This is a genomic window from Microbacterium capsulatum (assembly GCF_030865425.1).
Taxonomy (GTDB): domain Bacteria; phylum Actinomycetota; class Actinomycetes; order Actinomycetales; family Microbacteriaceae; genus Microbacterium; species Microbacterium capsulatum.
Map to the genome: position 1 here is coordinate 227,818 of NZ_JAVFCB010000007.1, position 22,061 is coordinate 249,878.

Annotated in this window: 20 protein-coding genes; 12 read left to right on the forward strand and 8 right to left on the reverse strand. The window is 71.5% G+C overall.

The features are described 5' to 3' along the window. Positions 1-9: 9 nt before the first annotated feature. Positions 10-1,311: a cation:proton antiporter domain-containing protein gene (locus RBR11_RS13440; protein ID WP_308489854.1), complete on the forward strand. Its 1,302-nt coding sequence runs from the start codon at positions 10-12 to the stop codon at positions 1,309-1,311. 4 nt (positions 1,312-1,315) lie between these two features. Here RBR11_RS13440 and RBR11_RS13445 read toward each other — a convergent pair whose 3' ends face one another. Further along, on the reverse strand, positions 1,316-1,741 hold the full coding sequence (locus tag RBR11_RS13445) for a hypothetical protein (protein ID WP_308489855.1): 426 nt from the start codon (positions 1,739-1,741) through the stop codon (positions 1,316-1,318). Between the two features lie 156 nt (positions 1,742-1,897). On the opposite strand from RBR11_RS13445, the gene RBR11_RS13450 reads away from it, so the two are divergent. Then, positions 1,898-3,388, forward strand: coding sequence for a sugar porter family MFS transporter (locus RBR11_RS13450; RefSeq protein WP_308489856.1), 1,491 nt, complete (start codon positions 1,898-1,900; stop codon positions 3,386-3,388). A 65-nt stretch (positions 3,389-3,453) separates the two neighbouring features. Here RBR11_RS13450 and RBR11_RS13455 read toward each other — a convergent pair whose 3' ends face one another. The 3 genes from RBR11_RS13455 to RBR11_RS13465 form a co-directional block, all read right to left on the reverse strand. Beyond that, complete coding sequence (locus RBR11_RS13455; protein WP_308489857.1) at positions 3,454-4,926, reverse strand: NCS1 family nucleobase:cation symporter-1; 1,473 nt, start codon at positions 4,924-4,926, stop codon at positions 3,454-3,456. Between the two features lie 162 nt (positions 4,927-5,088). Then, positions 5,089-6,726, reverse strand: a complete 1,638-nt coding sequence (locus RBR11_RS13460) for an acyl-CoA dehydrogenase family protein (protein WP_308489858.1) — start codon at positions 6,724-6,726, stop codon at positions 5,089-5,091. A gap of 57 nt (positions 6,727-6,783) precedes the next feature. Further along, the gene (locus tag RBR11_RS13465; protein WP_308489859.1) at positions 6,784-7,452 is read right to left on the reverse strand and encodes a TetR/AcrR family transcriptional regulator; all 669 of its coding nucleotides are present in this window, start codon (positions 7,450-7,452) and stop codon (positions 6,784-6,786) included. A 114-nt stretch (positions 7,453-7,566) separates the two neighbouring features. Between RBR11_RS13465 and RBR11_RS13470 the strand changes: the two genes are divergently transcribed. Next, on the forward strand, positions 7,567-8,403 hold the full coding sequence (locus RBR11_RS13470; RefSeq protein WP_308489860.1) for an oxidoreductase: 837 nt from the start codon (positions 7,567-7,569) through the stop codon (positions 8,401-8,403). Positions 8,404-8,498: 95 nt separating this feature from the next. Next, on the forward strand, positions 8,499-8,864 hold the full coding sequence (locus RBR11_RS13475; RefSeq protein WP_308489861.1) for a DUF1801 domain-containing protein: 366 nt from the start codon (positions 8,499-8,501) through the stop codon (positions 8,862-8,864). 137 nt (positions 8,865-9,001) lie between these two features. Here RBR11_RS13475 and RBR11_RS13480 read toward each other — a convergent pair whose 3' ends face one another. Next, a complete protein-coding gene (locus tag RBR11_RS13480) occupies positions 9,002-9,415 on the reverse strand; it encodes a winged helix-turn-helix transcriptional regulator (RefSeq protein WP_308489862.1) in 414 nt (137 codons plus the stop codon). A 153-nt stretch (positions 9,416-9,568) separates the two neighbouring features. Between RBR11_RS13480 and RBR11_RS13485 the strand changes: the two genes are divergently transcribed. The 3 genes from RBR11_RS13485 to RBR11_RS13495 are packed head-to-tail and all read left to right on the forward strand — an operon-like array spanning position 9,569 to position 12,045. Continuing rightward, positions 9,569-9,934, forward strand: coding sequence for a DoxX family protein (locus RBR11_RS13485; protein WP_308489863.1), 366 nt, complete (start codon positions 9,569-9,571; stop codon positions 9,932-9,934). Positions 9,935-9,939: 5 nt separating this feature from the next. Next, positions 9,940-11,430 (forward strand): MDR family MFS transporter, encoded by a 1,491-nt coding sequence (locus tag RBR11_RS13490; RefSeq protein WP_308489864.1) that lies wholly within the window; start codon positions 9,940-9,942, stop codon positions 11,428-11,430. A gap of 33 nt (positions 11,431-11,463) precedes the next feature. Further along, positions 11,464-12,045: an NADPH-dependent FMN reductase gene (locus RBR11_RS13495; protein ID WP_308489865.1), complete on the forward strand. Its 582-nt coding sequence runs from the start codon at positions 11,464-11,466 to the stop codon at positions 12,043-12,045. Between the two features lie 40 nt (positions 12,046-12,085). Here the strand turns inward: RBR11_RS13495 and RBR11_RS13500 are convergent, their stop codons facing one another. Beyond that, on the reverse strand, positions 12,086-12,994 hold the full coding sequence (locus tag RBR11_RS13500; protein WP_308489866.1) for a LysR family transcriptional regulator: 909 nt from the start codon (positions 12,992-12,994) through the stop codon (positions 12,086-12,088). Between the two features lie 78 nt (positions 12,995-13,072). Between RBR11_RS13500 and RBR11_RS13505 the strand changes: the two genes are divergently transcribed. Continuing rightward, complete coding sequence (locus RBR11_RS13505; protein ID WP_308489867.1) at positions 13,073-14,584, forward strand: aminotransferase class I/II-fold pyridoxal phosphate-dependent enzyme; 1,512 nt, start codon at positions 13,073-13,075, stop codon at positions 14,582-14,584. Positions 14,585-14,628: 44 nt separating this feature from the next. Here RBR11_RS13505 and RBR11_RS13510 read toward each other — a convergent pair whose 3' ends face one another. Both RBR11_RS13510 and RBR11_RS13515 read right to left on the reverse strand, forming a co-directional pair. Beyond that, entirely contained in the window at positions 14,629-15,483 is an 855-nt protein-coding gene (locus RBR11_RS13510; protein WP_308489868.1) for a MurR/RpiR family transcriptional regulator, read from the reverse strand. A gap of 5 nt (positions 15,484-15,488) precedes the next feature. Then, the gene (locus RBR11_RS13515; protein WP_308489869.1) at positions 15,489-16,307 is read right to left on the reverse strand and encodes a class II glutamine amidotransferase; all 819 of its coding nucleotides are present in this window, start codon (positions 16,305-16,307) and stop codon (positions 15,489-15,491) included. A 177-nt stretch (positions 16,308-16,484) separates the two neighbouring features. Between RBR11_RS13515 and RBR11_RS13520 the strand changes: the two genes are divergently transcribed. The 4 genes from RBR11_RS13520 to RBR11_RS13535 all read left to right on the forward strand — a co-directional run bounded on the left by RBR11_RS13520 (position 16,485) and on the right by RBR11_RS13535 (position 22,023). Continuing rightward, the gene (locus RBR11_RS13520; RefSeq protein ID WP_308489870.1) at positions 16,485-17,867 is read left to right on the forward strand and encodes a type I glutamate--ammonia ligase; all 1,383 of its coding nucleotides are present in this window, start codon (positions 16,485-16,487) and stop codon (positions 17,865-17,867) included. 118 nt (positions 17,868-17,985) lie between these two features. Then, positions 17,986-19,530, forward strand: a complete 1,545-nt coding sequence (locus RBR11_RS13525; RefSeq protein WP_308489871.1) for an APC family permease — start codon at positions 17,986-17,988, stop codon at positions 19,528-19,530. Next, entirely contained in the window at positions 19,527-20,864 is a 1,338-nt protein-coding gene (locus RBR11_RS13530; protein WP_308489873.1) for an aspartate aminotransferase family protein, read from the forward strand. Before RBR11_RS13525 ends, RBR11_RS13530 begins: the two co-directional genes overlap by 4 nt. Next, the gene (locus RBR11_RS13535; RefSeq protein WP_308489874.1) at positions 20,851-22,023 is read left to right on the forward strand and encodes an amidohydrolase family protein; all 1,173 of its coding nucleotides are present in this window, start codon (positions 20,851-20,853) and stop codon (positions 22,021-22,023) included. Before RBR11_RS13530 ends, RBR11_RS13535 begins: the two co-directional genes overlap by 14 nt. The last annotated feature ends 38 nt before the right edge of the window (positions 22,024-22,061 follow it).

Below are 22,061 nucleotides of genomic sequence, written 5' to 3' on the forward strand. Positions count from 1 at the left end.
AGTGACGGCATGTCGCCGCTGGTGCTGGTCGGGCTCGTCGCCGTGCTGCTGTGGTCGCTCGTGGCGCACCGGTTCGAGCGCTGGGGCGTGGCGGGGCCGGCAGCGCTCCTCGTGCTGGGCGCAGCCGCCATCGCCGGGAACATCCCGGCCTTCGCGAGCGCGATCGACACCGAGGCGAGCGAGAAGGTCGTCGAGGTGATCCTGGCGATCATCCTGTTCGTCGACGCGACCGAGGTGCGCGGCGGCGGGATCTTCGGCGGCGAGGGTCGGGTGACGCTGCGGCTCGTGCTCATCGCGCTGCCGCTGTCGCTGATCCTCGCCGTGGTCGTCGCGGTGTGGATGATCCCGGAGTCGATCGTGGTGATCCTCGCGCTCGTCTGCGTGATCATGCCCACCGACTTCGCGCCGGCCGCGCGGATCCTGCGGCTCGCGCACGTGCCGCCGCGGGTGCGGCAGATCCTGAATGTGGAGAGCGGCTACAACGACGGCCTCATCTCGCCCATCTTCGCGATGTCGCTGGCGATCTCGGTCGCCCTCACCGAGCTCGTCCGCGCACACCCGTCCGAGCAGGAGAAGATCCTCACCGACGGCCTCGAGAAGATCGCCGACGCGTTCGTGACCGCGGTGCCCGCCTCGGTCGTGGCGATCGCGGTCGGCATCGTGCTGGGCTTCGTGTTCGGCTGGGCGGTGCGGGTGCTGCACCGGCGCGGCTTCGCGAACGACGCCGGCATCCGGTTCGTGATGCTGCTGCTGCCGCTGGTCGCGTTCGGCGCCGCCGTCGAGATCCCCGCGGTGCACGCGAACGGCTTCGTGGCGGCCTTCGTCGCCGGGCTCGTCTACCGGATCGCACGGACCAAGGGCATCCCCGACCGGGCGATCCCGCACGACGAGCTGCTCCTCGTCGACGAGATCGGCGTGCTCACCACGAACTTCGTCTGGTTCATGCTGGGCGGCACGACCCTGGTCGCCTTCGTCACGGGCGTCGACCCGCTCGTGATCGTGCTCGCGCTGCTCGCGCTCACCGTGCTGCGGATCGGGCCGGTGTACCTGTCGCTGATGGGCAGCTCGATCGCCCCGCGCGACCGCCTGCTGATCGGCGCGCTCGGCCCGCGCGGCACGGCGTCGATCGTGTTCGGCCTGCTCGCCTACAACGCGCTGCCGACGGACAGCCCCGAAGCCGACTTCGTGCTCGACGTCATGGTGGTCACGGTCGTCGGCAGCGTGCTGCTGCACGGCGTGCTCGCGCCCCTCGTGCTGCGCCGGATGGACCGAGCCGGTTCGCTCTCGGGCAAGGCCCTCACGGCCGAGTGAGCCGTCAGGATCCGCTGCGGGTGTACGTGCCTCGCACGAGCGGGATCGGATCCGCGTCCGCCGGCACCGCGGTGTCGAGTTCGAGCGCGAGCCCGTCGCCGTCGGCGCGCAGGCGCATGACCGTGCGGCCGCGCTCCGAGCGGCGGTCGAGGACGAGCGCGTCGTCCTCCCAGAGGGCGGTGCCGGGGGCGGCCGGGGTGAAGCCGTAGGTGTCGAACCACCAGAACCCGGTGCCGGCGATCACACCGTGCGCGACGAGCGGGTCCGCGCCCTCGCGCTGCTCCACGTAGTCCAGGAGGATCCCGTCCGGGCCGGGTTCGACGGTGAGGGCGCCGCGGGCGGATCCGGCCTCGGTCCATCCGGTCGCGAACAGCTCCTCCGTCCCCGTCCAGTCGCCGAGCAGTGCGATGAGACGTCGATCCGGAGCCATGCTCCGAGCCTAGAGGCGGACAGCCGGGGGGAGGCGGCGTCCGGCGTGGCGATTGCACATCCGCCGGGGAGGGCGTACGAACGAAACACGACGTCTCGCAGCCGACGGACCTCGTCCTGCGGGAGCCGTGCATCTCGACGGAGAGAGGACACGATCATGAGTGAATTCGCTTCGGCTGCCGAGGAGCCGTCGATCTACGGCGAGGAGGACGCCGGCGACGGCAAGCGCATCGTCCAGATCGCGTCCGTCGCCGCGTTGGGCGGTCTTCTCTTCGGCTACGACAGCGCCGTGATCAACGGCGCTGTGGCGTCGATCAAGACCGCGTTCGGCGTCAACGACGCCCTGCTCGGCTTCGCCGTCGCCTCGGCGCTGCTGGGCGCGGCCGTCGGCGCGATGACGGCGGGGCGCCTCGCCGACCGGATCGGCCGCGTGCGGGTCATGCAGATCGCCGCCGTGCTGTTCCTGATCAGCGCCCTCGTCACCGGGCTCGCGCCGGAGCTCTGGACCCTCGTCGTCTTCCGCGTCGTCGGCGGTGTCGCGATCGGCATGGCCTCGGTGATCGCCCCCGCGTACATCGCGGAGACCTCGCCCGCCCGGATCCGCGGACGGCTCGGCTCGCTGCAGCAGATGGCGATCGTCACCGGCATCTTCCTGTCTCTGCTCGTCGACTGGCTGTTCGCGACCGCGGCGGGCGGGGCGGACAGGGCGTTCTGGTTCGGGCTGCCGGCCTGGCGGTGGATGTTCCTGGCGATGGCGGTGCCGTCGATCCTGTACGGCGTGCTGTCGGCGACCATCCCGGAGTCGCCGCGGTACCTCATCGCGCGGCACCGGATCCCGGAGGCCCGCACCGTGCTCACGATCCTGCTCGGCGAGAAGAACCTCGATCTCACGATCACCCGGATCCACGAGAGCATCGACTTCGAGACGAAGCCGACCTGGCGCGACATGCGCAGGCCCGAGGGCGGCGTCTACGCGATCGTCTGGGTCGGCCTGCTGCTGTCGGTCTTCCAGCAGGGCGTCGGCATCAACGTGATCTTCTACTACTCCAACATCCTCTGGGAGGCGGTCGGGTTCCAGGAGAGCGCCTCGTTCGGGATCAGCGTGTTCACCTCGGTCGTGAACATCCTCACGACGATCGCCGCGATCCTGCTCGTCGACCGCGTCGGGCGCAAGCCGCTGCTGATGGTCGGGTCCTCCGGCATGATCGTCACGCTCGCCACCATGGCGGTCTGCTTCGGCACGGCCCCGCTGAACGCGCACGGCGATCCGCATCTCGTGGGGGCGGCGGGGCCGATCGCCCTCGTCGCGGCGAACCTGTTCGTCGTCTTCTTCGGCATGAGCTGGGGGCCCGTCGTCTGGGTGCTGCTCGGCGAGATGTTCCCGAACCGCTTCCGCGCCGCGGCGCTCTCTCTCGCCGCCGCCGGGCAGTGGGCGGCGAACTGGGTGATCACGGTGACGTTCCCGCCGCTGAAGAGCCTGTCGCTCGGCCTGGCGTACAGCCTCTACGCCGCGTTCGCGCTGCTGTCACTGCTGTTCGTGGCGAAGTTCGTGAAGGAGACGAAGGGCATGTCGCTCGAGGAGATGGACGCTGCGACCGGCGTCATCCCGCGGCCCGCGGAAGGATCCGCTGCGGCGACCGCCGAGTGAATCGCGCTTCACACGAGAACGGATCCGGACCCCGTTCGCGGGTCCGGATCCGTCTTCGTGCCCGGTCAGGCCGCGGGAGCGGCGGGGACGTTCGACATGCTCATGTCGGCGGCCGTCTGCCGGCCGCGGGAGAGCAGCAGGTACAGGCCCATGGCGATCGCGGCGCCGATGAACCACGAGAACGGTGCGAGCATGCCCAGCTGGGGCACGAGCGCGACGACGGCCGCGACCGCCGCCGACGGGATGAACGCGTACACGGCCGTGGGGTTGATGCCCTTGCGGTACAGGTACTGGCTGCCCGGGACGCTGCGGTACAGGTCGGGGACGTTGACCTTGCCGTGCTGGAGCAGGTAGTAGTCGGACATGATGATCGCGTACAGCGGGCCGAGGAACGCCGCGAGCCCGCCGAGGAAGTAGTTCACCGCGACGGGGTTGGCGTACACGTTCCACGGCAGGATCAGCACGGACAGGATCGCCGTGATGATGCCGCCGCGGCGGAACGAGACGTGCTTCGGCGCCGCGTTCGCGAAGTCGTAGGCCGGCGACACGAAGTTCGCGACGACGTTGATGCCGATCGTCGCCACCACGAACGTGATCGCGCCGATCAGGATCGCGACGGTGCTGTCGATCTTCGCCACGAGCTCGACCGGGTCGAAGATGTACTTCCCGAAGATCGCGAGGCTGCCGCCGGTGACGACGACCGACACGATCGAGAACGCGATGAAGTTGACCGACAGGCCCCAGAAGTTCGCGAGCCGCACGGCGCGCTTGTTCGGGGCGAACCGGGAGAAGTCGCAGTAGTTCAGCATCAGGGTCGAGAAGTAGGCCACGGTCAGCGAGATCGACGCGAAGAAGCCGTAGACCATGCCGCCGAAGTCGGCCTGCTTGCCGGCGAAGTCGAACGCGATGTTGCCGCCGGACTTGACCAGCACCCACACGGCCAGGCCGAGCATGACGACCCAGATCGCGGGGCCGGCGAAGTCGACCAGCTTGCGCACGGCGTTCATGCCGCCGCTGAACAGGCCGAGCTGCAGGGCCGCGAGGGCGAGGAATGCGATCCAGCCCAGCGGCGACAGTCCGAGGAAGCCGCCGTGGGTCATCGGCGCGAGCTGCGGCCATACCCGCAGCAGCAGCACGATGAGGGCGACCGAGGCGAGCCAGGTCTGGATGCCGTACCAGAACACGGCGATGATGGCTCGGACGAGGGCGGGGATGTTCGCGCCGAAGACGCCGAAGCTGGCCCGGGCGAGCACGGGGTAGGGGACGCCGGTGCGCTGGCCCGCATAGCCCATCCAGTTGATCGCGACGTTGACGAGCGCGATGCCGATGATGAGCGCGACGAGCACCTGCCATCCGACGAGGCCGAAGGCGAACAGGCCTGCGGCGAAGGTGTAGCCGCCGATCGAGTGGACGTCGCTCATCCACATCGCGAACAGGCTGTAGGTCTTCCAGTTGCGGTCTTTCGCCGGTGCCAGGTCCTCGTTGAGGAGGAAGGGACTGGTATCCGTGGGCAACTCGGCGTGTGTCGTCTCTGACATGTTTCCTCCACATTATGAAAGTTCGATCTCTCACTGCGGGATCTTTCAGCTAAGGGTCCCACCGGCGCGATTCGCGGTCAAGAAGTCGCCGAGGAATTGTTGACCGATCGGTCGGGATCCCACGGCGAGGACGGTCCGACGCCCGCGGCGACTGCTTCGGGCTCATTCCCCCGCGTGCCGGGCGACGATCGCGGCGGCCGCACGGGTCGGTGCGGCGCCGTAGAGGAACCCCCGGACCGGACCGATCCGTGACCCGGAGAACGCGTCGGCGACCCCTGTCGGCGCGTGCCGGGTCAGCACGGATCCCTGCAGCGCGAGCGCGAGCGCTTCGGTGAGCCGACGGGCACCGGACTGGGCCTCGGCGGAGGACGGATCCTGGATCGCCTCGCGCACGAGGTCCTCCGTGGCCGCGATGTGGGCATCGAGCCGGGCGTCCGCGCCGGACGCGAGGCGCACCTCGGCGAGGAACGCCTCGACCGTCTCCGGCTCACGGGCGATGGCGCGCAGCACGTCGAGTGCGATGACGTTGCCGGACCCCTCCCACACCGCCATCACCGGCTGCTCGCGGTAGCGCCGGGCGAGCGGGAACGCCTCGGTGTAGCCGTTGCCGCCCAGGCACTCCAGCGCCTCGGCGGCGTGGCCGGGGCCGCGCTTGCAGATCCCGTACTTCAGCACCGCGGTCGCGAGGCGCCGGAACGGCTCGTCCTGGGCGGGCGCGTCGGCCTCGTACGCGGCCGCGACCCGCAGCGACGACGCGATCGCGGCCTCCGTCTCGACCGCCAGATCCGCCAGCACCTGCGTCATCGCGGGCTGCTCGGCGAGCAGGGCGCCGAACGCGGAGCGGTGCTGCGCGTGCCAGATCGCCTCCGCGGTCGCCTGCCGCATGCCCGCCGCGGTGCCCAGCATGCAGTCCAGCCGGGTCTGGTTCACCATCTCGATGATGGTGCGCACGCCGCGGCCCTCCTCGCCGATGAGCCATCCGACCGTTCCCTCGAGCTCGACCTCGCTCGACGCGTTCGCGCGGTTGCCGAGCTTGTCCTTGAGACGCTGGATGAGGAACGGGTTGCGGGATCCGTCCGGCAGCACGCGCGGCACGAGGAAGCAGCCGAGCCCCGCGGGAGTCCGGGCCAGCACGAGGAAACCGTCCGACATCGGCGCCGAGCAGAACCACTTGTGCCCGGTGAGGATCCAGGATCCGTCTCCCGCCGGGGCGGCGGACGTGCGGTTCGCGCGCACGTCGGATCCGCCCTGCTTCTCGGTCATCGCCATGCCGAACAGGGCCGACGCCTTGCCGGGGGCGAGGGCGGGGGAGTAGTCGCGGGAGAGCAGGCGGGGGATCCACTCGTCCTGCAGTGCGGACGGCGCGGACTGCTGCAGCGCCGGCACCACCGCGTGCGTCATCGACACCGGGCAGGCGTGCCCCGGCTCGACCTGCGCGAAGAGCAGGAACTGCGCCGCGCGGGCGACCTGCGCCCCGGGCCGCGGATCGGCCCACGCCGCCGTGTGCGCTCCGGCCGCGACGGCCGCCCCGATGATGCGGTGGTACGCCGGATGGTACTCGACCTCGTCGATCCGCCGGCCCCAGCGATCGAACGTCACGAGTTCGGGTTCGTGCACGTTCGCGAGCTCCGCGTCGCGCTGGAACCCGGCGGATCCGACGAGGCGTCCGGTCGCGGTCAGCGCGGTCTCGGCCCCGTCGGCGCCGTACCGGCGGACGCCCTCGACGAGCGGGAGGTTCAGGGCGTACTCGTCGACGTCCTCGCGCGGCGGCGCCTGGTTCGTCACGGTGTGCGTCGCCATGCGGATCCCCTTCGATCGATGGGTCCGACGCTACGCCCGATCGAGGTCCGCGCGGGCTCAGGCCGTGAGGACCCCGAGGATCAGCACGGCGATCACGCGTTCGAGCGAGCCCTGGAATCCGTCCGGGAGGAAGACCAGAGTCGGGTCGAGTTCGTACGTCTCCTGCACGGCCTTCGGCGGGTGGGCGTGCGTCCAGTACGCGCCGACGGCGATGAGGATCGCGCGGGCGGCCTCGGCCGCCTGCGGGCCGGTCAGCTCAGGGATGACCTGGTGCAGCACATCCGCGAAGCCGGCGAGGGAGGCGTAGCCGGCGCGCTTGTACCGGGTGACCGTCTCGGCGGTCACGTTGTGCTCGAGGACGCCGGCCTGAGCGCTGACGAGTTCGCACAGCATCTCGTGCCGGGCGATGGCGGCGGCGGCGGTCGTGGCGGCGCTCGAGACCCGCTGTCGCAGGTCGTCGCCGGGGTCGACGGCGGCGGGCAGCTCGGTGCGGATCTCGACGAAGAGGTCGTGGGCGAGCTGGTCCAGGAGGTCGAGCAGGATCGCCTCGCGTGATTCGAAGTAGCGCAGCACGTTCGACTTCGCCAGGCCCACGCGACGGCTGAGCTCGTTGAGACTGATGTCCGCGACGGGCGTCTCGGCGAGCATGGTCGCCGTCGTCTCGAGGATCGCCCGGCGTCGGATCTCCCGCTGCTCCTCGCTGCGCGCGCGCTGGAAGGTGGTCACCCTCCGATTCTACAGACCGACAGTCTCTTGACAAGAGACCAACGGTTCATTACCGTAGAGACCAACGGTCCGATAAATGGTCGGCCCGGGTCTCGGCAGAGGGAAGAAGGCATCATGACCTCCAAGGTCGCACTGGTCACGGGCGCATCGTCGGGCATCGGCGAGTCCGCCGCACGGCACCTGCGGGACGCGGGCTTCACCGTGTACGCGGCCGCGCGGCGCGTCGACCGCATGGCCGCGCTGCAGGCGGTCGGCGTCCGTGCGATCGCCCTCGACGTCACCGAGGACGCGTCCGCGCAGGCCGCCGTCGCGCAGATCTTCGCGGAGGAGGGGCGGATCGATCTCCTCGTCAACAACGCGGGGTACGGATCCTACGGCGCCCTCGAGGATGTCCCGCTCGCCGAGGCGCAGGCCCAGCTCGACGTGAACGTCCTCGGGCTCGCCCGGATGGCGCAGCTGGTCCTGCCGCACATGCGCGCCCGACGCAGCGGCACCATCATGAACGTCGCCTCGATGGGCGGGAACTTCACGACCCCGCTCGGCGCCTGGTACCACGCGAGCAAGTACGCGGTCGAGGCGATCAGCGACGCGATGCGGATGGAGCTCGCGCCCTTCGGCATCGACGTGGTCGTGATCGAACCCGGATCGATCCGCACCGAGTGGGGCGCGATCGCCGCGGAGAAGGTCCGCGAGACGTCCGGCCAGGGGGTCTACCGGAGCCAGGGCGAGGCCGTCGCGGTCACGCTCGGCAGCAGCTCGCAGCCGGACACGCGGATGGCGTCCTCGCCGGACGTCGTGGCCCGCGCGATCACCCGGGCCGCCACCGCCCGCCGCCCGCGCACCCGCTACCGCATCGGATTCGGCGCGAAGCCTCTGGTGTTCGCCCGTGCGATCCTCCCCGACCGCGCCTTCGACGCCGTCATCAAGCGCGCCACCGGCGTGAGGAGCTGACCCCGTCCGCCCTGCCGCGAGCCTTTCGTGTCGGCGCGCCGGGATCTGGCGCCGGCGGGCGACCCGCGGAAGAATCGGTGCCGAGACGAAGGAGCATGGTGGGCGAGCACAACCCCGACGTGGACGCGTGGTTCGAGCGCTACGACAATCCGCAGAAGCCGCTCGTGATGGCGGTGCGTGACGCGATCCTCGCCGTCGACGACCGCGTCACCGAGTGTGTCAAGTGGCAGGCCCCGACCTTCGTCTTCCAGGGCAACATCGCCTCGTTCTTCCCGAAGGCGCGCAACCACGTGTCGCTGATGTTCCATGCCGGCGCGGCGCTGGACGACGGATCCGGGTTCCTGGAGGGCGACGGCGCGACCGCGCGGTCCGCGAAGTTCGTCTCGGAGGCCGACCTCGCCGCGAAGCTCCCTGCGCTGCAGGCCGTGGTGCGCGCCTGGATCGCGTCGAAGGGCGGCTGACCCGGTCCTGATGCCGGCTCGCACCGACGTGACATCCCGCGTCGTCTATCCGGTCGGGGTCCAGTCCCGCCGCAGGATCGCGATCGCGGCACGCAGGGACGCCGACACGCGCCGCGGGACGGGTGCGCGTTTCGGGCTCAGCCGTCGTCGCGGGCGTCGTAGCGGTCGCGGTTCCCGGTGATCTCGGACTGGTGCGCGGAGGCCCATTCGGCGATCGCCATGACCGGCACGGCGAGGCTCTTGCCGAGCGGGGTGGAGCGGTAGACCACGCGCGGCGGGATCTCGGCGAACATCTCGCGTTCGACGAGGCCGTCGCGCTCGAGCTGGCGCAGCGTGTGCGTGAGCATCCGCGCCGAGATGCCGGAGGTCATCTGCTTGAGCTCGGTGAACCGCAGGGGGCCGTCGTGCAGCATGCCGACGAGCATGACCGACCACTTGTCGCCGATGCGGGACAGGACCGAGCGGAACAGCTCGGCCTCCTCGGGATCGTGGCCGCACATCGCGTGCATGCGCGGCTCGTGGATCGTCGCCATCCGGTCCTCGATCGCCATCTCCGCTCCTCACGCCGTCGTCCTTCTCCCTACAGGTTACCGATGGTTACCTCGATGTGCCTCGGTGACATTGACCTGCCTGGCACCCCTTCGGGAATACTTACCCATCGTACCTCAGTTACTGTCAGTAACTTCCGAAAGGCTCCGACGCTCATGCTCGTTCTCACCATCCTCACCTGGGTCCTCTCGGGTCTCCTCGCGCTCGTCAACCTCATGGCCGGCGGGATGAAGATCCTGAAGCCGCACGGCGGCGCACGACCCATGCCGACGCTCGACGCGTTCACCGACGGGCAGGTCCGCTGGATCGGTGTGGCCGAGGTGGCCGGCGCGATCGGCCTGATCCTGCCGCCGCTGCTCGGCGTCCTGCCGTGGCTGGCACCGGTCGCCGCGCTCGGGCTCGCTGTGATCCAGATCCTCGCGGTCTTCGCGCACCGCCGGCACGGCGAGCCCTTCGTGCCCAACATCGTGATGGCGGTCATCGCCGCGGCGATCGGCGTCCTGCGGCTGGTCGGGGCGTGAGCGCCATGACCGCGTCCACCGCCGCCACCACCACTGCCACCGCCGCCGCCGGCCGTCGGCCGTCCGTCTCGCGTTCGAGCGGGACCGGGGTGATCTGGCTGCTGCTGGGCGCCGCCTTCGTCACGATGCTCAACGAGACCGTCATGGGCGTCGCGATCCCGCACCTCGTCACCGATCTCGGCATCCCGCTGCAGACCGCGCAGTGGACGACGACCGCGTTCATGCTGACCATGGCCGTCGTCATCCCGACCACCGGATGGCTGCTGCAGCGGTTCTCCACGCGGCAGGTGTTCCTGTCCGCGATGATCGCGTTCACCGCCGGCACCCTGATCGGCGCGCTCGCCCCGGACTTCGGGATCCTTCTGGTGGCCCGCGTCGTGCAGGCGGTGGGCACCGCCATGATGATGCCGCTGCTGATGACGACGATCATGACCGTGGTGCCCGAGCACGAGCGCGGCCGATTCATGGGGCGGATCACGATCGTGATGGCGGTGGCGCCCGCCCTCGGGCCCGCGCTGTCCGGCTTCATCCTGAACGCGCTGTCGTGGCACTTCCTGTTCTGGACGATCCTGCCCGTCGCGGTCGGCATGCTCGCCGTCGGCGCCGCCCTGCTGCGCAACGTCGGCGATCGGAGCCGCACCCCGCTCGACGGGGTCTCGCTGCCGCTCACCGCGATCGGCTTCGGCGGTCTCGTCTACGGCATCAGCACGATCGGCGGCGGCCCCGACGCCCCCGTCACGCGGGGCGTCACGGCTCTGCTCGTGGGCGTCGTGTTCCTCGGCCTGTTCGTGTGGCGGCAGCTCGTGCTGCAGCGCACCGACCGGGCCCTCCTGGATCTGCGCACTTTCCGCTCGCGGTCGTTCTCGCTCGCAACCGGGCTCATCGTCGTGATGATGGCGGCGATGTTCGGCGCGATCATGCTGCTCCCGATCTACCTGCAGAACGTTCTCCGCGTGGACGCCGCCACGACCGGGCTCCTGCTGCTGCCGGGTGGGCTCGTGATGGGCCTCGTCGCCCCGCTCGTCGGCCGGCTGTTCGACCGGTACGGACCGCGGCCGCTGGTGATCCCGGGCGCCCTGGTCGCCTCGGCGACGCTCTGGGGGATGACCCTGCTCACGGCGGACACGCCGCCGATCGTCCCGGCGCTCGGGCTCGCCGGGATCTCCCTCGGCGTCTCGTTCATGATGACGCCGCTGATGACCTCCGCGCTCGGATCCCTCGGCCCGCGGCTGTACTCGCACGGATCCGCGATCGTCGGCACCGTGCAGCAGGTCGCCGGCGCGATCGGCACGGCGCTGTTCGTCACCGTCCTCGCGATCGGCACCGCCCAGGCGTCGGCCGCCGGCGCCGGATCCGTCGCCGCCGAGGCGCGCGGCGTGTCGTTCGCGTTCACGATCGGCGCGGCGATCTCCCTGCTCGCCGTGGTCGGCAGCTTCTTCGTCCGCGGTGCCGTGCCGGCGCCCGCGAGCGAGGCAGCGGTCGCCCCGGCGCATTGACCCCGACCATCCACCCCTCGAAGGAGAAACAACATGTCTGATATCCGCATCGCCGTCATCGTCGGCAGCACCCGTCCCGGCCGCAAGAGCAAGGACGTCGCCGACTGGGTGATCGCCCAGGCACAGGGGCGCGAGGGCGTCGTCTACGAGCTCGTCGACCTCGCCGACTACCCGCTGCCGCACCTCGACGAGCCCCTGCCTGCCGCGTTCGGCCAGTACGCCGGCGAGCACACCAAGGCGTGGGCCGAGAAGATCGCCTCGTACGACGGGTTCGTCTTCGTCACGCCCGAGTACAACCACTCGACGTCCGGCGTCCTGAAGAACGCGCTCGACTACCTCTACAACGAGTGGAACAACAAGGCCGCCGCGTTCGTCGGCTACGGCGCGGTGGGCGGCGCCCGTGCCGTCGAGCACCTGCGCGCGATCGCGTCGGAGCTGCAGATCGCGCACGTGCGTCAGTCGCTCGCGTTCAACGGCTTCACCGACTTCGAGAACTTCACGACGTTCGCGCCGGCGGAGATCCACGAGACGTTCGCCGCGACGATGTTCGACCAGCTCGAGACGTGGGCCCGCGCCATGCAGTCCGTCCGGGCCGAGCAGGTCCTGGCGGCCTGATCCTGACGCGCTCGGGCGCCGCCGGGCGGACCGGCGTCGGCTACCCGATCGCGGATCCGGTGCCCGTCGTGCGCAGCGCGCGCTCGATCGCCGAGCGGGCGTCCGCGGCCAGGGTCGGCGCCGTCACCAGGAAGATGCGCCGCTCGAACGTGGTGCCCGTCAGGGGGAGGACGGCGATGTCGTCCTCCCCCTGGCGCGGCAGGGCCAGCGCAGGGACGAGGGCGACGCCGATGCCGGCCGCCACGTACGCCGCGACGACCGCGTAGTCGTCGCTGCGCATCGCGATCCGCGGCGTGAATCCCGCCGACCGCGCCGCCGCGAGCAGGGCCGCGTCGACCGGATCCGCCGCGGTCGCGCCGACCACCCAGGGATCGTCCTCCAGGTCGGCGAGCGTGATCCGGTCGCGACCGACCAGGCGATGCTCGGCCGGCACGATCACCGACAGCTGCTCGCGCACGACCGGGATCATGCGGAAGCCGGGCGGCAGGACGGTCGGGCGGCCCGGGGCGTCGTAGACGATCGCCGCATCGAGTGTGAGCCCCGTCATGCCCGCCATCAGCGGGTCGAGCTCTGCTTCGGTGACATCGGGGTCGAAGCCGGCCGCGCGCAGCTCCTGCACGACCCGGGGCAGCAGTCTCGCGCCGGCGGAGGGGAAGACCCCGATCGCGAGGCGGCGCCGGCCCGCCGCGACGAGCGAGCGCATCTCGTCGACGGCGCGATCCGCCCGGTTCAGGATCGCGTTCGCGTGCGGCAGCATGGCCTCGCCGATCGCGGTCAGCCGGGTGCCGTCCGAGCCGCTCGCGACGACCTCGGTGCCGAGCAGGCGGCTCAGGCCGCGGAGGTGGTGCGTCACGGTCGGCTGGCTCCACTGCAGCGCGGTCGCGGCGCGCAGGATCGAGCCGTGCTCGGCGATCGCGCGGAGGGCGCGGAGCTGGCGAAGATCGAGCACGCGGCCTCCATATCAGGTATGGATCAATCCAGGACAGTTGTGATTCCTTCATGCTATCCCGCCGAGGAGGATCGAAGAGTGATCCCGAACACCCCCTATGCCGACGCCCTCCGCCGCTTCGCCGCTCGCGACCTGCAGCTCCTCAACGTCCCCGGCCACGCCGCCGATCCGGCCGCCGCACCGCTTCTCGCCGACTTCTTCGGCGCGGAGCTCCTGCGCCGCGACGTCGAGCCGCTGCTCGACGGCATCGACAAGGGCGAGGACAACCCGCTCGAGCAGGCCCGCCGGGCCGCCGCCCGTGCGTGGGGGGCGCGCCGCACATGGTTCCTCACGAACGGCGCGTCCGAGGCGAACCGGATGGCCGCGCTCGCGCTCGCCGCGTTCCGCTCGCCCGACGAGATCGTCGTCGCCCAGCGCAGCGCGCACTCCAGCTTCTTCGACGGGATCATCCTGGGCGGACTGGATCCCCGGTTCGTGCAGCCCGCGATCGACGAGCGGCACGGGATCAACCACGGCGTGACCGCGGCCGCGATGCGCGAGGCGCTGCGACACGGGGACGCGAAGGCGGCATACGTCATCAGCCCGAGCTATTTCGGGGCCGTCGCCGACGTCGCCGGGATCGCGCAGGTGTGCCACGAGGCCGGGATCCCGCTCGTCGTCGACGCGGCGTGGGGAGCGCATTTCGGCTTCCACCCCGATCTGCCGGCGAACCCGATCGCGCTCGGCGCCGATCTCGTCGTCTCCTCCACGCACAAGATGGGCGGGAGCCTCACGCAGTCCGCGATGCTGCACCTCGCGGACGGGCCGTACGCCGCAGCTCTCGAGCCGCTGATCGACCGGGCCTTCACGTTCACGCAGTCGACCAGCGCGAGCTCGCTGCTGCTCGCCTCGCTCGACCTCGCCCGCGCCACCCTCGAGAGCGGACACGATCGCATCGCGGGCTCGATCGCGGCGGCCGCCGAACTGCGCGACGCGGTGCGCGCCACCGGGCGGTTCCCCATCGTGAGCGACGGCTTCGGCGCGTTCGAGGACATCGTCGGCCACGACCCGCTGCGGGTCTCGATCGACGTCGGGGCCGCGGGGCTGCACGGCCACGCGGTGCGCGAGGAGCTCCTGCGCACGTTCGGCATCGTCACCGAGATCTCCACCGGATCCTGCATCGTCGCGTTCGTCGGCCCGGGGACGACCCCGGACGCCGCTCGCTTCGTCGCCGCCCTGCAGGCACTGCGTCCGGTCGGCGACCTGGCCGCACGACCGGAGAGCGCGTCCGTCGCTCTGCCCGCGCCCGGTCCCGCGGTGATGCGTCCACGGGACGCCTCGTTCGCGCACACCGAGGTGGTCGCGGCGCACGAGGCGATCGGCCGGGTCTCCGCGGACGCGCTCGCGGCGTACCCGCCCGGGATCCCGAATCTGCTCCCCGGTGAGATCGTCACGGCGGAGACGGTCCGCTTCCTGCGCGATATCGCGGCCACCCCGGGCGGCTACGTGCGCGGCGCGCTGGACCCGCTCGTCGAGCGCGTGCGCGTCGTGGTCGAGGGCGCCGGGGTGCCGGCCCCGGTTCTCGTCGAGGCGCTGGCTGTGCTCGGCTGACCGAGAGGCGCTCTCCCGTGGGACGCCGCCGCGTCGGACCGTCGTCAGGACAGCAGCTCGTCCTCGCGCATGCGCTCCCACAGGGCGAGGCGGGTGTGCGCCGTCTCGCCGAGCCGCTCGAGCACCAGGTTGAGCAGCTGCTCGTTCAGCATGAACGCCGCGGAATCGCTCTGGAAGGCGTGCTCCGTCGAGCTGGCGACGTCCAGCACGACGTCCGCCCGGGGCGCGATCGGGCAGTCCAGGCTGTCGGTGACGAGCAGGAGCGCGGCGCCGCGACGCTTCGCGGCGAGGGCGAGCTCCGTCGCGCTGCGCTGGTAGCGGTGGAAGTCGAACAGCACCAGGACGTCGCGCTGGGTCATGTCGACGACCGCGCCGAGGTCGTGCCCCGAGGGGTCGTTGAACATCCGCACCCCCGGCCGCAGCTCCTGCAGGTGGGTGCCGAGGTGGTACGCGGCGAGATACGTGAAGCGGCCGCCCGTGAGCAGGATGCGCCGGGCGGGATCGGCGAGCAGCGCGACCGCCGCGGCGTAGGACGCGTCGGGGATCCGCGCGAACGACTCCAGGGTGCGCTCGGCCTGCACGGTGGCGTCGCGCACGACGACCTCCCGCGGCGTGCCGGCCTCCGCGGGCGCACTGAGTCGTACCAGCGGGCCGGAGGAGCGCCGGGTCAGCTCATCCCGCAGCGCGCGCTGGAACTCCGGGAAACCGCCGAAGCCGAGGCTCTGCGCGAATCGGAGCACCGTCGGCGGGCTCACCCCCGCGCGTCCCGCCAGGTCGGCGATCGTGGACAGACCGGCACTCGGGTAGTCGGCCAGGAGCACGCGCCCCACCTGTCGCCCCGCGCGGCCGAGGGTCGGCAGCGCGGCGGCGACCTGGTCGGAGAGCGCGTCGTCGGGCATGCCGATCAGTCTGTCACGGCGGCGGGCAGGGCGGTGCCGAGCGCCTCGGTCGCCATCGTGCCGTCCTCCAGCCGCACCGTGGTCACGGACTCCGGGGGCAGCGTCTCCCAGCCGGCTCCCGCGACGCCCGTGGAGCTGATCAGCACCGTGCCGTCCGGGGAGCGCTTCCAGCGCAGCGCGAAGTAGTCCTCGTTGTGGTCGTCGGGGAGGCCGCCGAGCTGTGCGATCTCCTCGACGTCGTCGTCGGGAAGCACGCTGCGGGCGCTCGCGTGCACGACGACCAGCTGGTCGCCGTCGAGCAGGATCGCGTTGAGGCTCGACAGCGGGAACGCCGCACGCAGTCGGCGGACCACGCGCGCGGTCGCCTCCGGCAGGTCGGCGCCCGCGGCGAGCTGCTCCCGGATGAGGGTGAAGTACATCTCGCTGTCCGTCTCGCCGCTCATGCCGGCGAGAGCCTCCGGCGAGAGCATCGCGCGCACCCGCTCGATCGGCTTGAGCGAACCGTTGTGCTCGAACGACACGTCGCCGGCGCGGAAGGGGTGGGCGTTGCGCAGCTCCACGGGCAGGCCCAGCGTGGCCCAGCGCAGGTGCATCATCGCGGCGTGACCGGCGGTGGCGATCGTGGGGCGGAAGTCGGGGTCGGCGGCGGCGGACAGGGGCGACTTCCGCACCTCGGGGGCTTCACCGGTGCGCGCGACCCCGGCCCAGCCCCAGCCGTCGCCGTGCAGTCGGGCGAGGGAGAGGAAGCTCTCGATGCCCTCCTCGCCGAGCTCACGGTCCGCGGCGGACGTGTCGGGGGCGACATAGGCGAACAGGCGGCACATGGGGACCTCCGCTCCGGGAGCGTCGCCCCGTCCTCGGTGCGACGCTCGATCAGAATCCTTCTTTGATCCAAACGTAACAGATTCTGGAAAGTGTGTAACACTGTAACAGGCATATCGTTTCCGACGATGGATGAACGTGCCGCACGACGAAGTGACCCCGACGAAGGGACAGCCCCTGTGACGACCCCCGCAGTGAACACGAGCGCAGCGCCCGCGAGCACCGTGACCGCCGGCGAGCCGGACGCCCTCGACGCCCGTGTCCGATCGCTCCGCGAGGCGGGAGTGGATCTGCTCGTCGGCACCGCGCTCGATTTCGCCGGAGTCATCCGGAGCAAGGCGGTTCCGGTGCGCCGGCTGCCGGGATTCGCCTCCTCGGGCATGGGCGCCTCGCCGTCCTGGGTCGTGTTCTGCGCCGACAACGGGATCGCGTTCACGAGCGGGATCGGCGTCTCGGGCGACCTCCGGCTCCGTCTCGACGCCGCCGCGGTGCGCCCGATCGGCGACGGCATGGCGTGGGGTCCCACCGGCTACCACGAACAGAGTGGCGAACGCTCGCCGCTGTGCGCTCGGGGGCGGCTGGCCGACCTCGAGGAGCGGGTGGCCGCCGCCGGGCTCACCGCGCTGATGGGCGCAGAGCTGGAGTTCACCCTGGTCGCCGCCGACGGCTCGCGGCTGGAGCAGTCGTCCTGGGCCGCCTACGGCATGCGCTCGCTGGTGGCCCGCCGCGACTTCCTCACCGATCTCACCCGCACGCTGGAGGAGGCGCAGGTCGGCGCCGAGCAGATCCACGCCGAGTACGGCACGGATCAGTTCGAGGTCTCGCTCGCCCCGCTGCCGCCGGTCGAGATGGCCGACACCGCGATCCTCACCCGGATCCTCATCGGTCTCGTCGCCGCCCGTCACGGCCTCGCGCCGTCGTTCTCGCCGCTGAGCTTCGTGGGCGGATCCGGCAACGGCATGCACCTGCACCTCTCGCTCGCCCGTGACGGCCAGAACCTGTTCGGCGCCGGAGACGGCCCGCACGGCATCACGGCCGAGGGCGGCAGCGCGATCGGCGGCGTGCTGGACGGCCTCTCCGAGCTGCTCGCGGTCTACGCCGGGTCCGTCGTGTCGTCGCTGCGGCTCACCCCCGGCTCCTGGTCCGGGGCCGCGGCGTGCTGGGGCCTGGAGAACCGGGAGGCCGCACTGCGGTTCCTCGCCGGCACCCCGGGCAACCCGCACGGCGCGAACATCGAGCTGAAGATCGTCGACCCGAGCGCGAACCTCTACCTCGCGGCCGCCGCCTTCCTCGGATCCGCTCTGGACGGGATCGAGCGTGGGCTGCCGCTGCCCGAGGAGGTCGTCGGCAACCCGGCCGAGACGCCGGAGTTCACACGGCTCCGGCTCGACGCCGAGCCGTCCGCGGCGCTCGACCGGCTCGCGTCCTCGGCGCTCGCCCAGGAGCTTTTCGGCGCGGGAATCGTGGAGGGCGCGGTCGCGGTGCGCCGGCACGAGCTCGACGCCTTCGCCGGTGCCGCGCCCGAGGAGATCACCGCCGCGCTCCGCCTCGCCTGGACGTGAGCCGCAGGCCGCTTCCACGACCCGGAGCCGGATCCGCCGCGCTCCGATCCGCCCGACCCCACCCGTAACACCCCGACCCCACGGATCCTGCATCCATCCCCCCATGGAGGAGACCCGAATGTCCGCCACCGAATCCACCGAATCCACCGGCACGCCCACCGCGGCTCCCGGATCCGCGCCGCGCCGAGCACTGCCGCTCTGGGCCGCGCTCGCCCTGTCGCTCGCGACCGTCGGCCCGACCCTCGCCATGGCCGGCAACGGGCAGGGGCTCGTCGCCATCGTCGGCAAGTCCGTGCCGCTCGTCTTCGTGATCGGCGCGATCGGCGTCGCCCTCGTCGGCTACGGCTTCATGCGCCTCACCCGGCACCTCAACCATGCCGGATCCGCCTACGGGCTGATCGGCGGCACGATCGGTCCGCGCACCGGCTTCTTCTCGGGCTGGGCGATGCTCGGCGCGTACGTCGGGTTCTCGATCGGCACGCTCGCGCTGACCGCGGCGTTCGTGAACGCGCTGATCGCGGCGTTCCAGCCGGGCGTCGAGCACCCGTTCCAGCTGCCGTGGCCGCTGCTGATCATCCTCGGGGCGGTGGTGTCGTTCCTGCTCGCCGGACGCGACGTCGCGCTCATCGCCAAGGTCCTGCTGATCATCGAAGGCGTCGGCATCGTGGCGATGATCGTCCTGGTCATCGCGATCTTCGGGCGCGGCGGTGCGCACACCACGGGCATCGACTTCTCCAGCTTCAGCTTCACCGGCGTGGACGTCGGCCAAGTGCTCTCCGGCGTGGTCGCCGCATTCCTGTCCTGGGCCGGCTTCGAGGCGTGCGCCTCGCTCGGCGAGGAGACCAACAACCCCAAGCGCAACATCCCGCGGGCGCTGTTCGGAACCCTGCTCATCACCGGCGTGCTCTTCGTGGTCGTGATGTTCGCCGAGACGATCGGCTTCGGCACCGACAAGGCCGGCCTGAAGGCGTTCGGCACCTCGGGCAACACCCTGGGCGACCTCGGCACGCAGTACATCGGGCCGTGGTTCGGCGTCATCGCGATCTTCACCGCCACCTGCGCCGCGTTCGGCTCGCACATGGCGACCGTCGCGACCGCGAGCCGCATGCTCTACGCGTTCGCCCGTGACGGCTTCGGCCCGCGGTCCCTCGGCGTGCTGCACCCCAAGGGCGGCCCGCGCCGCGCGGCCTGGCTCGTGCTGGCGGTGGTCGTGGTGTCGCTGCTGATCTGCGCCGCGACCGGCTGGCCCGTGATGGGCACCGACAACGCCGCGATCGACGCGTACTTCTACTTCGCGATCGCCGGCACCGTGTGCCTCATGGTGGCGTATCTGATGGTCGAGGTCGCGGCCATCTGGTTCGTCAACCACGGCCGGTTCCGTGTCGTGCACGGCGGCACAGGACGCGTGCTCGGCACGGTGCTCCCCGCGCTCGGGATCGTCGTGATCGCGATCGTGATCTGGTTCAACGTGAAGGACTCGACGGATCCGTCCGCGGCCGGCGTCGTCGCGCTGCTCTGGTGCGCGCTCGGGCTGATCCTCGCGCTCGCCGCGTCCCGGATCGCGAAGCGCGTCGGCGCGTCGCTCGCCCGCGAGCTCGAGCTGCCAGGCCTCGGCAAGGAGCTGGATCCGATCCACGTCACGGGTGCGGCGCAGGGGTCATGACCCTCTCCCTGCTCGAGCGCGACGCCCGCGCGATCGCGGGCGTCGAGAAGCTGCGGTTCTTCCCGCTCGAGGTGGTCAGCGGGCAGGGCTCGATCCTGGTCGACCCGGCGGGTCGCGAGCTGATCGACCTGTCCGCGACCTGGACGGCGACCGGTCTCGGCCACGGCCACCCCGCCGTGGTCGAGGCGGTGTCCCGCGCCGTGCGCAGCGCGCCGGGTGCGGGCGGGCTGTCCGCGATCCACCCCGACTCGGTCGGGCTCGCGGAGGACCTGCTCGCGATCGTCCCTTCGGATCCGGGGACCGAGCGTCGCGTCTACCTCGGGCACGCCGGATCCGACGCCAACGACGTCGTGCTGCGCGCGTGCCGGCACGCGTCCGGGCGCAGCACCGTGGTCGCGTTCGAGCACGGCTACCACGGCGGCCTGGGACTGGCGATGGGCGTCTCCGGGCAGCAGATCGAGGCCGGTCACGACGGCGATCCGGATCTCGTGCTCGTGCCGTATCCGAACCCGTTCCGGCCCGGCCCGGGTGGGGTCGAGGCCGATGTCGCCGCATCCCTGACGGCGATCCGGGCCGCGCTGGCCTCGGATCGCGTCGCCTGCCTGATCGTCGAGCCGATCCTCTCCGACGGCGGCCTCGTCGTCCCGCCGGACGGAATCCTCCGCGCCGTGCACGAGGCGTGCCGCGCGGCCGGCGTGCCGCTGGTGGTCGACGAGGTCAAGGTCGGGCTCGCCCGCACCGGCACGCTGCACGCGTTCCAGCACGACGGCATCGCGCCCGACATCGTCACGTTCGGCAAGGCGCTCGGCGCCGGGCTCCCGCTCTCCGCGGCGGTGGGCCCGGCCGCGATCCTCGACCACCCGGCCGGATCCGCCCTGCTCACCACGGCCGGCAACCCGGTATCGACCGCGGCCGGCCGTGCCGTGCTGCGGACGATCGCGGAGGAGGGGCTTGTCGAGCGCTCGGCGCAGGCCGGCGACCGCTTCTCCGCTGGGCTGCGGCGGCTCGCCGCCGGCGGGGGCGTCGAGGGCGGGCTGTCGGCCGAGCGGATCGGCGACGTGCGCGGCCGCGGTCTCACGATCGGGCTCGAACTGGTGCGCGACCGTGACGGCCTCGAACCCGACGGCGACCTCGCGCGTCGGGTCGTCTACCGGGCCTGGCAGCTCGGTGCGGTCGTCTACTACGTGGGCGGCAACGTCCTGGAGATCACGCCGCCGCTGGTCATCACGGATGATGAGATCGACCGTGCCGTGGACATCCTCGACCGGGCGATCGCCGACGCGATCGCTGGTCGGGTCAGCGACGAGGAGGTGCAGGACTATGCCGGTTGGTGACGAGTGGATCCTGGAGGGTCTGGACGGGATCCCGCCGCGACTGGCCGAGACCGCGCAGTCGCTCGCGCTGATCGACCACCACGTGCACGGCTGCTACGTCGAGAAGATCGACCGCGGCGCGTTCGAGGAGTCGTTCAACGAGGCGTCGACCGATCCGATCCCGGCGTTCATGACGCAGTTCGACTCGCAGCCGGGCTTCGCGTTCCGGCGCTGGTGCGCGCCGCTGCTGGGCCTCGAGCGGCACGCGCCGGCCGACGAGTACTGGGCGGCGCGCAGCGCGCTCACCCCCGCCGAGCTCGACCGGCGGCTGCTGCCGCTCGCCGGCGTGGAGCACTGGGTCATGGACACCGGCTTCAGCCTGCGCCCGATCACGGATCCGGCCGCCATGGCAGCGGAGTCGGGCGGCGCGACGAGCGAGATCGTGCGGCTCGAGGTGGTCGCCGAGGGGCTGCTCGCGACGGGCGTCGCCCCGGCCGACTTCGCCGAGGCGTTCCGCGCCGCGATCGCGGAGGCGGCGGTCGAGGCCAAGGGCTTCAAGACGATCGTCGCGTACCGCGTGGGCTTCGACATCGACTGGGAGCCGCCGACCGACGCCGCCGTGGCCGCGGCCGTGGCGCGCTGGGCCGCGCTCGGCCAGGAGAGGCCGCGGCTGTCGGATCCGGTGCTCGAGGCGTTCGTCGTGCACGCGGCGGTCGCGCTCGGCCTGCCGCTGCAGGTGCACGTCGGCTTCGGCGACCGCGACCTCGACCTGCACCGCACGAACCCGATGCTGCTGCTGCCGCTGCTGCGCCGGGCGGAGGTGCAGCGCACGCCGATCATGCTGCTGCACTGCTATCCCTATCACCGCGAGTCCGCGTACCTGGCGCAGGGCTTCGACAACGTCTACTTCGACATCGGCCTCGGGGTGAACTACCTCGGCGCGCAGAGCCGGCAGCTGATCGCGGAGGCGCTCGAACTCGCCCCGTTCGCGAAGCAGCTGTACTCCTCCGATGCGTTCGGCCTGCCGGAACTGCACCTCGTCGGATCGATCCTGTGGCGGCGCGGCATGGCCGCCGCCCTCGGCCGCTGGGTGCGCGAAGGGGAGTGGAGCGAGCACGACGCCTGCCGAGTGCTGGAGATGATCGGCGCGGAGAACGCCCGCCGCGTCTACGGGCTCTGAGCGGAGCCGGCGCAGGCTGGCACCCGCCTGCTGCACGG

Bases quoted from the DNA above. Each gene is read 5' to 3' on its own strand.
- RBR11_RS13455 (WP_308489857.1), bottom strand. From the start codon at position 4,926: ATGTCAGAGACGACACACGCCGAGTTGCCCACGGATACCAGTCCCTTC.
- RBR11_RS13475 (WP_308489861.1), top strand. From the start codon at position 8,499: ATGGTGGGCGAGCACAACCCCGACGTGGACGCGTGGTTCGAGCGCTAC.
- RBR11_RS13490 (WP_308489864.1), top strand. From the start codon at position 9,940: ATGACCGCGTCCACCGCCGCCACCACCACTGCCACCGCCGCCGCCGGC.
- RBR11_RS13445 (WP_308489855.1), bottom strand. From the start codon at position 1,741: ATGGCTCCGGATCGACGTCTCATCGCACTGCTCGGCGACTGGACGGGG.
- RBR11_RS13530 (WP_308489873.1), top strand. From the start codon at position 19,527: ATGACCCTCTCCCTGCTCGAGCGCGACGCCCGCGCGATCGCGGGCGTC.
- RBR11_RS13525 (WP_308489871.1), top strand. From the start codon at position 17,986: ATGTCCGCCACCGAATCCACCGAATCCACCGGCACGCCCACCGCGGCT.
- RBR11_RS13535 (WP_308489874.1), top strand. From the start codon at position 20,851: ATGCCGGTTGGTGACGAGTGGATCCTGGAGGGTCTGGACGGGATCCCG.
- RBR11_RS13485 (WP_308489863.1), top strand. From the start codon at position 9,569: ATGCTCGTTCTCACCATCCTCACCTGGGTCCTCTCGGGTCTCCTCGCG.
- RBR11_RS13495 (WP_308489865.1), top strand. From the start codon at position 11,464: ATGTCTGATATCCGCATCGCCGTCATCGTCGGCAGCACCCGTCCCGGC.
- RBR11_RS13450 (WP_308489856.1), top strand. From the start codon at position 1,898: ATGAGTGAATTCGCTTCGGCTGCCGAGGAGCCGTCGATCTACGGCGAG.
- RBR11_RS13460 (WP_308489858.1), bottom strand. From the start codon at position 6,726: ATGGCGACGCACACCGTGACGAACCAGGCGCCGCCGCGCGAGGACGTC.
- RBR11_RS13510 (WP_308489868.1), bottom strand. From the start codon at position 15,483: ATGCCCGACGACGCGCTCTCCGACCAGGTCGCCGCCGCGCTGCCGACC.
- RBR11_RS13515 (WP_308489869.1), bottom strand. From the start codon at position 16,307: ATGTGCCGCCTGTTCGCCTATGTCGCCCCCGACACGTCCGCCGCGGAC.
- RBR11_RS13480 (WP_308489862.1), bottom strand. From the start codon at position 9,415: ATGGCGATCGAGGACCGGATGGCGACGATCCACGAGCCGCGCATGCAC.
- RBR11_RS13470 (WP_308489860.1), top strand. From the start codon at position 7,567: ATGACCTCCAAGGTCGCACTGGTCACGGGCGCATCGTCGGGCATCGGC.
- RBR11_RS13440 (WP_308489854.1), top strand. From the start codon at position 10: ATGTCGCCGCTGGTGCTGGTCGGGCTCGTCGCCGTGCTGCTGTGGTCG.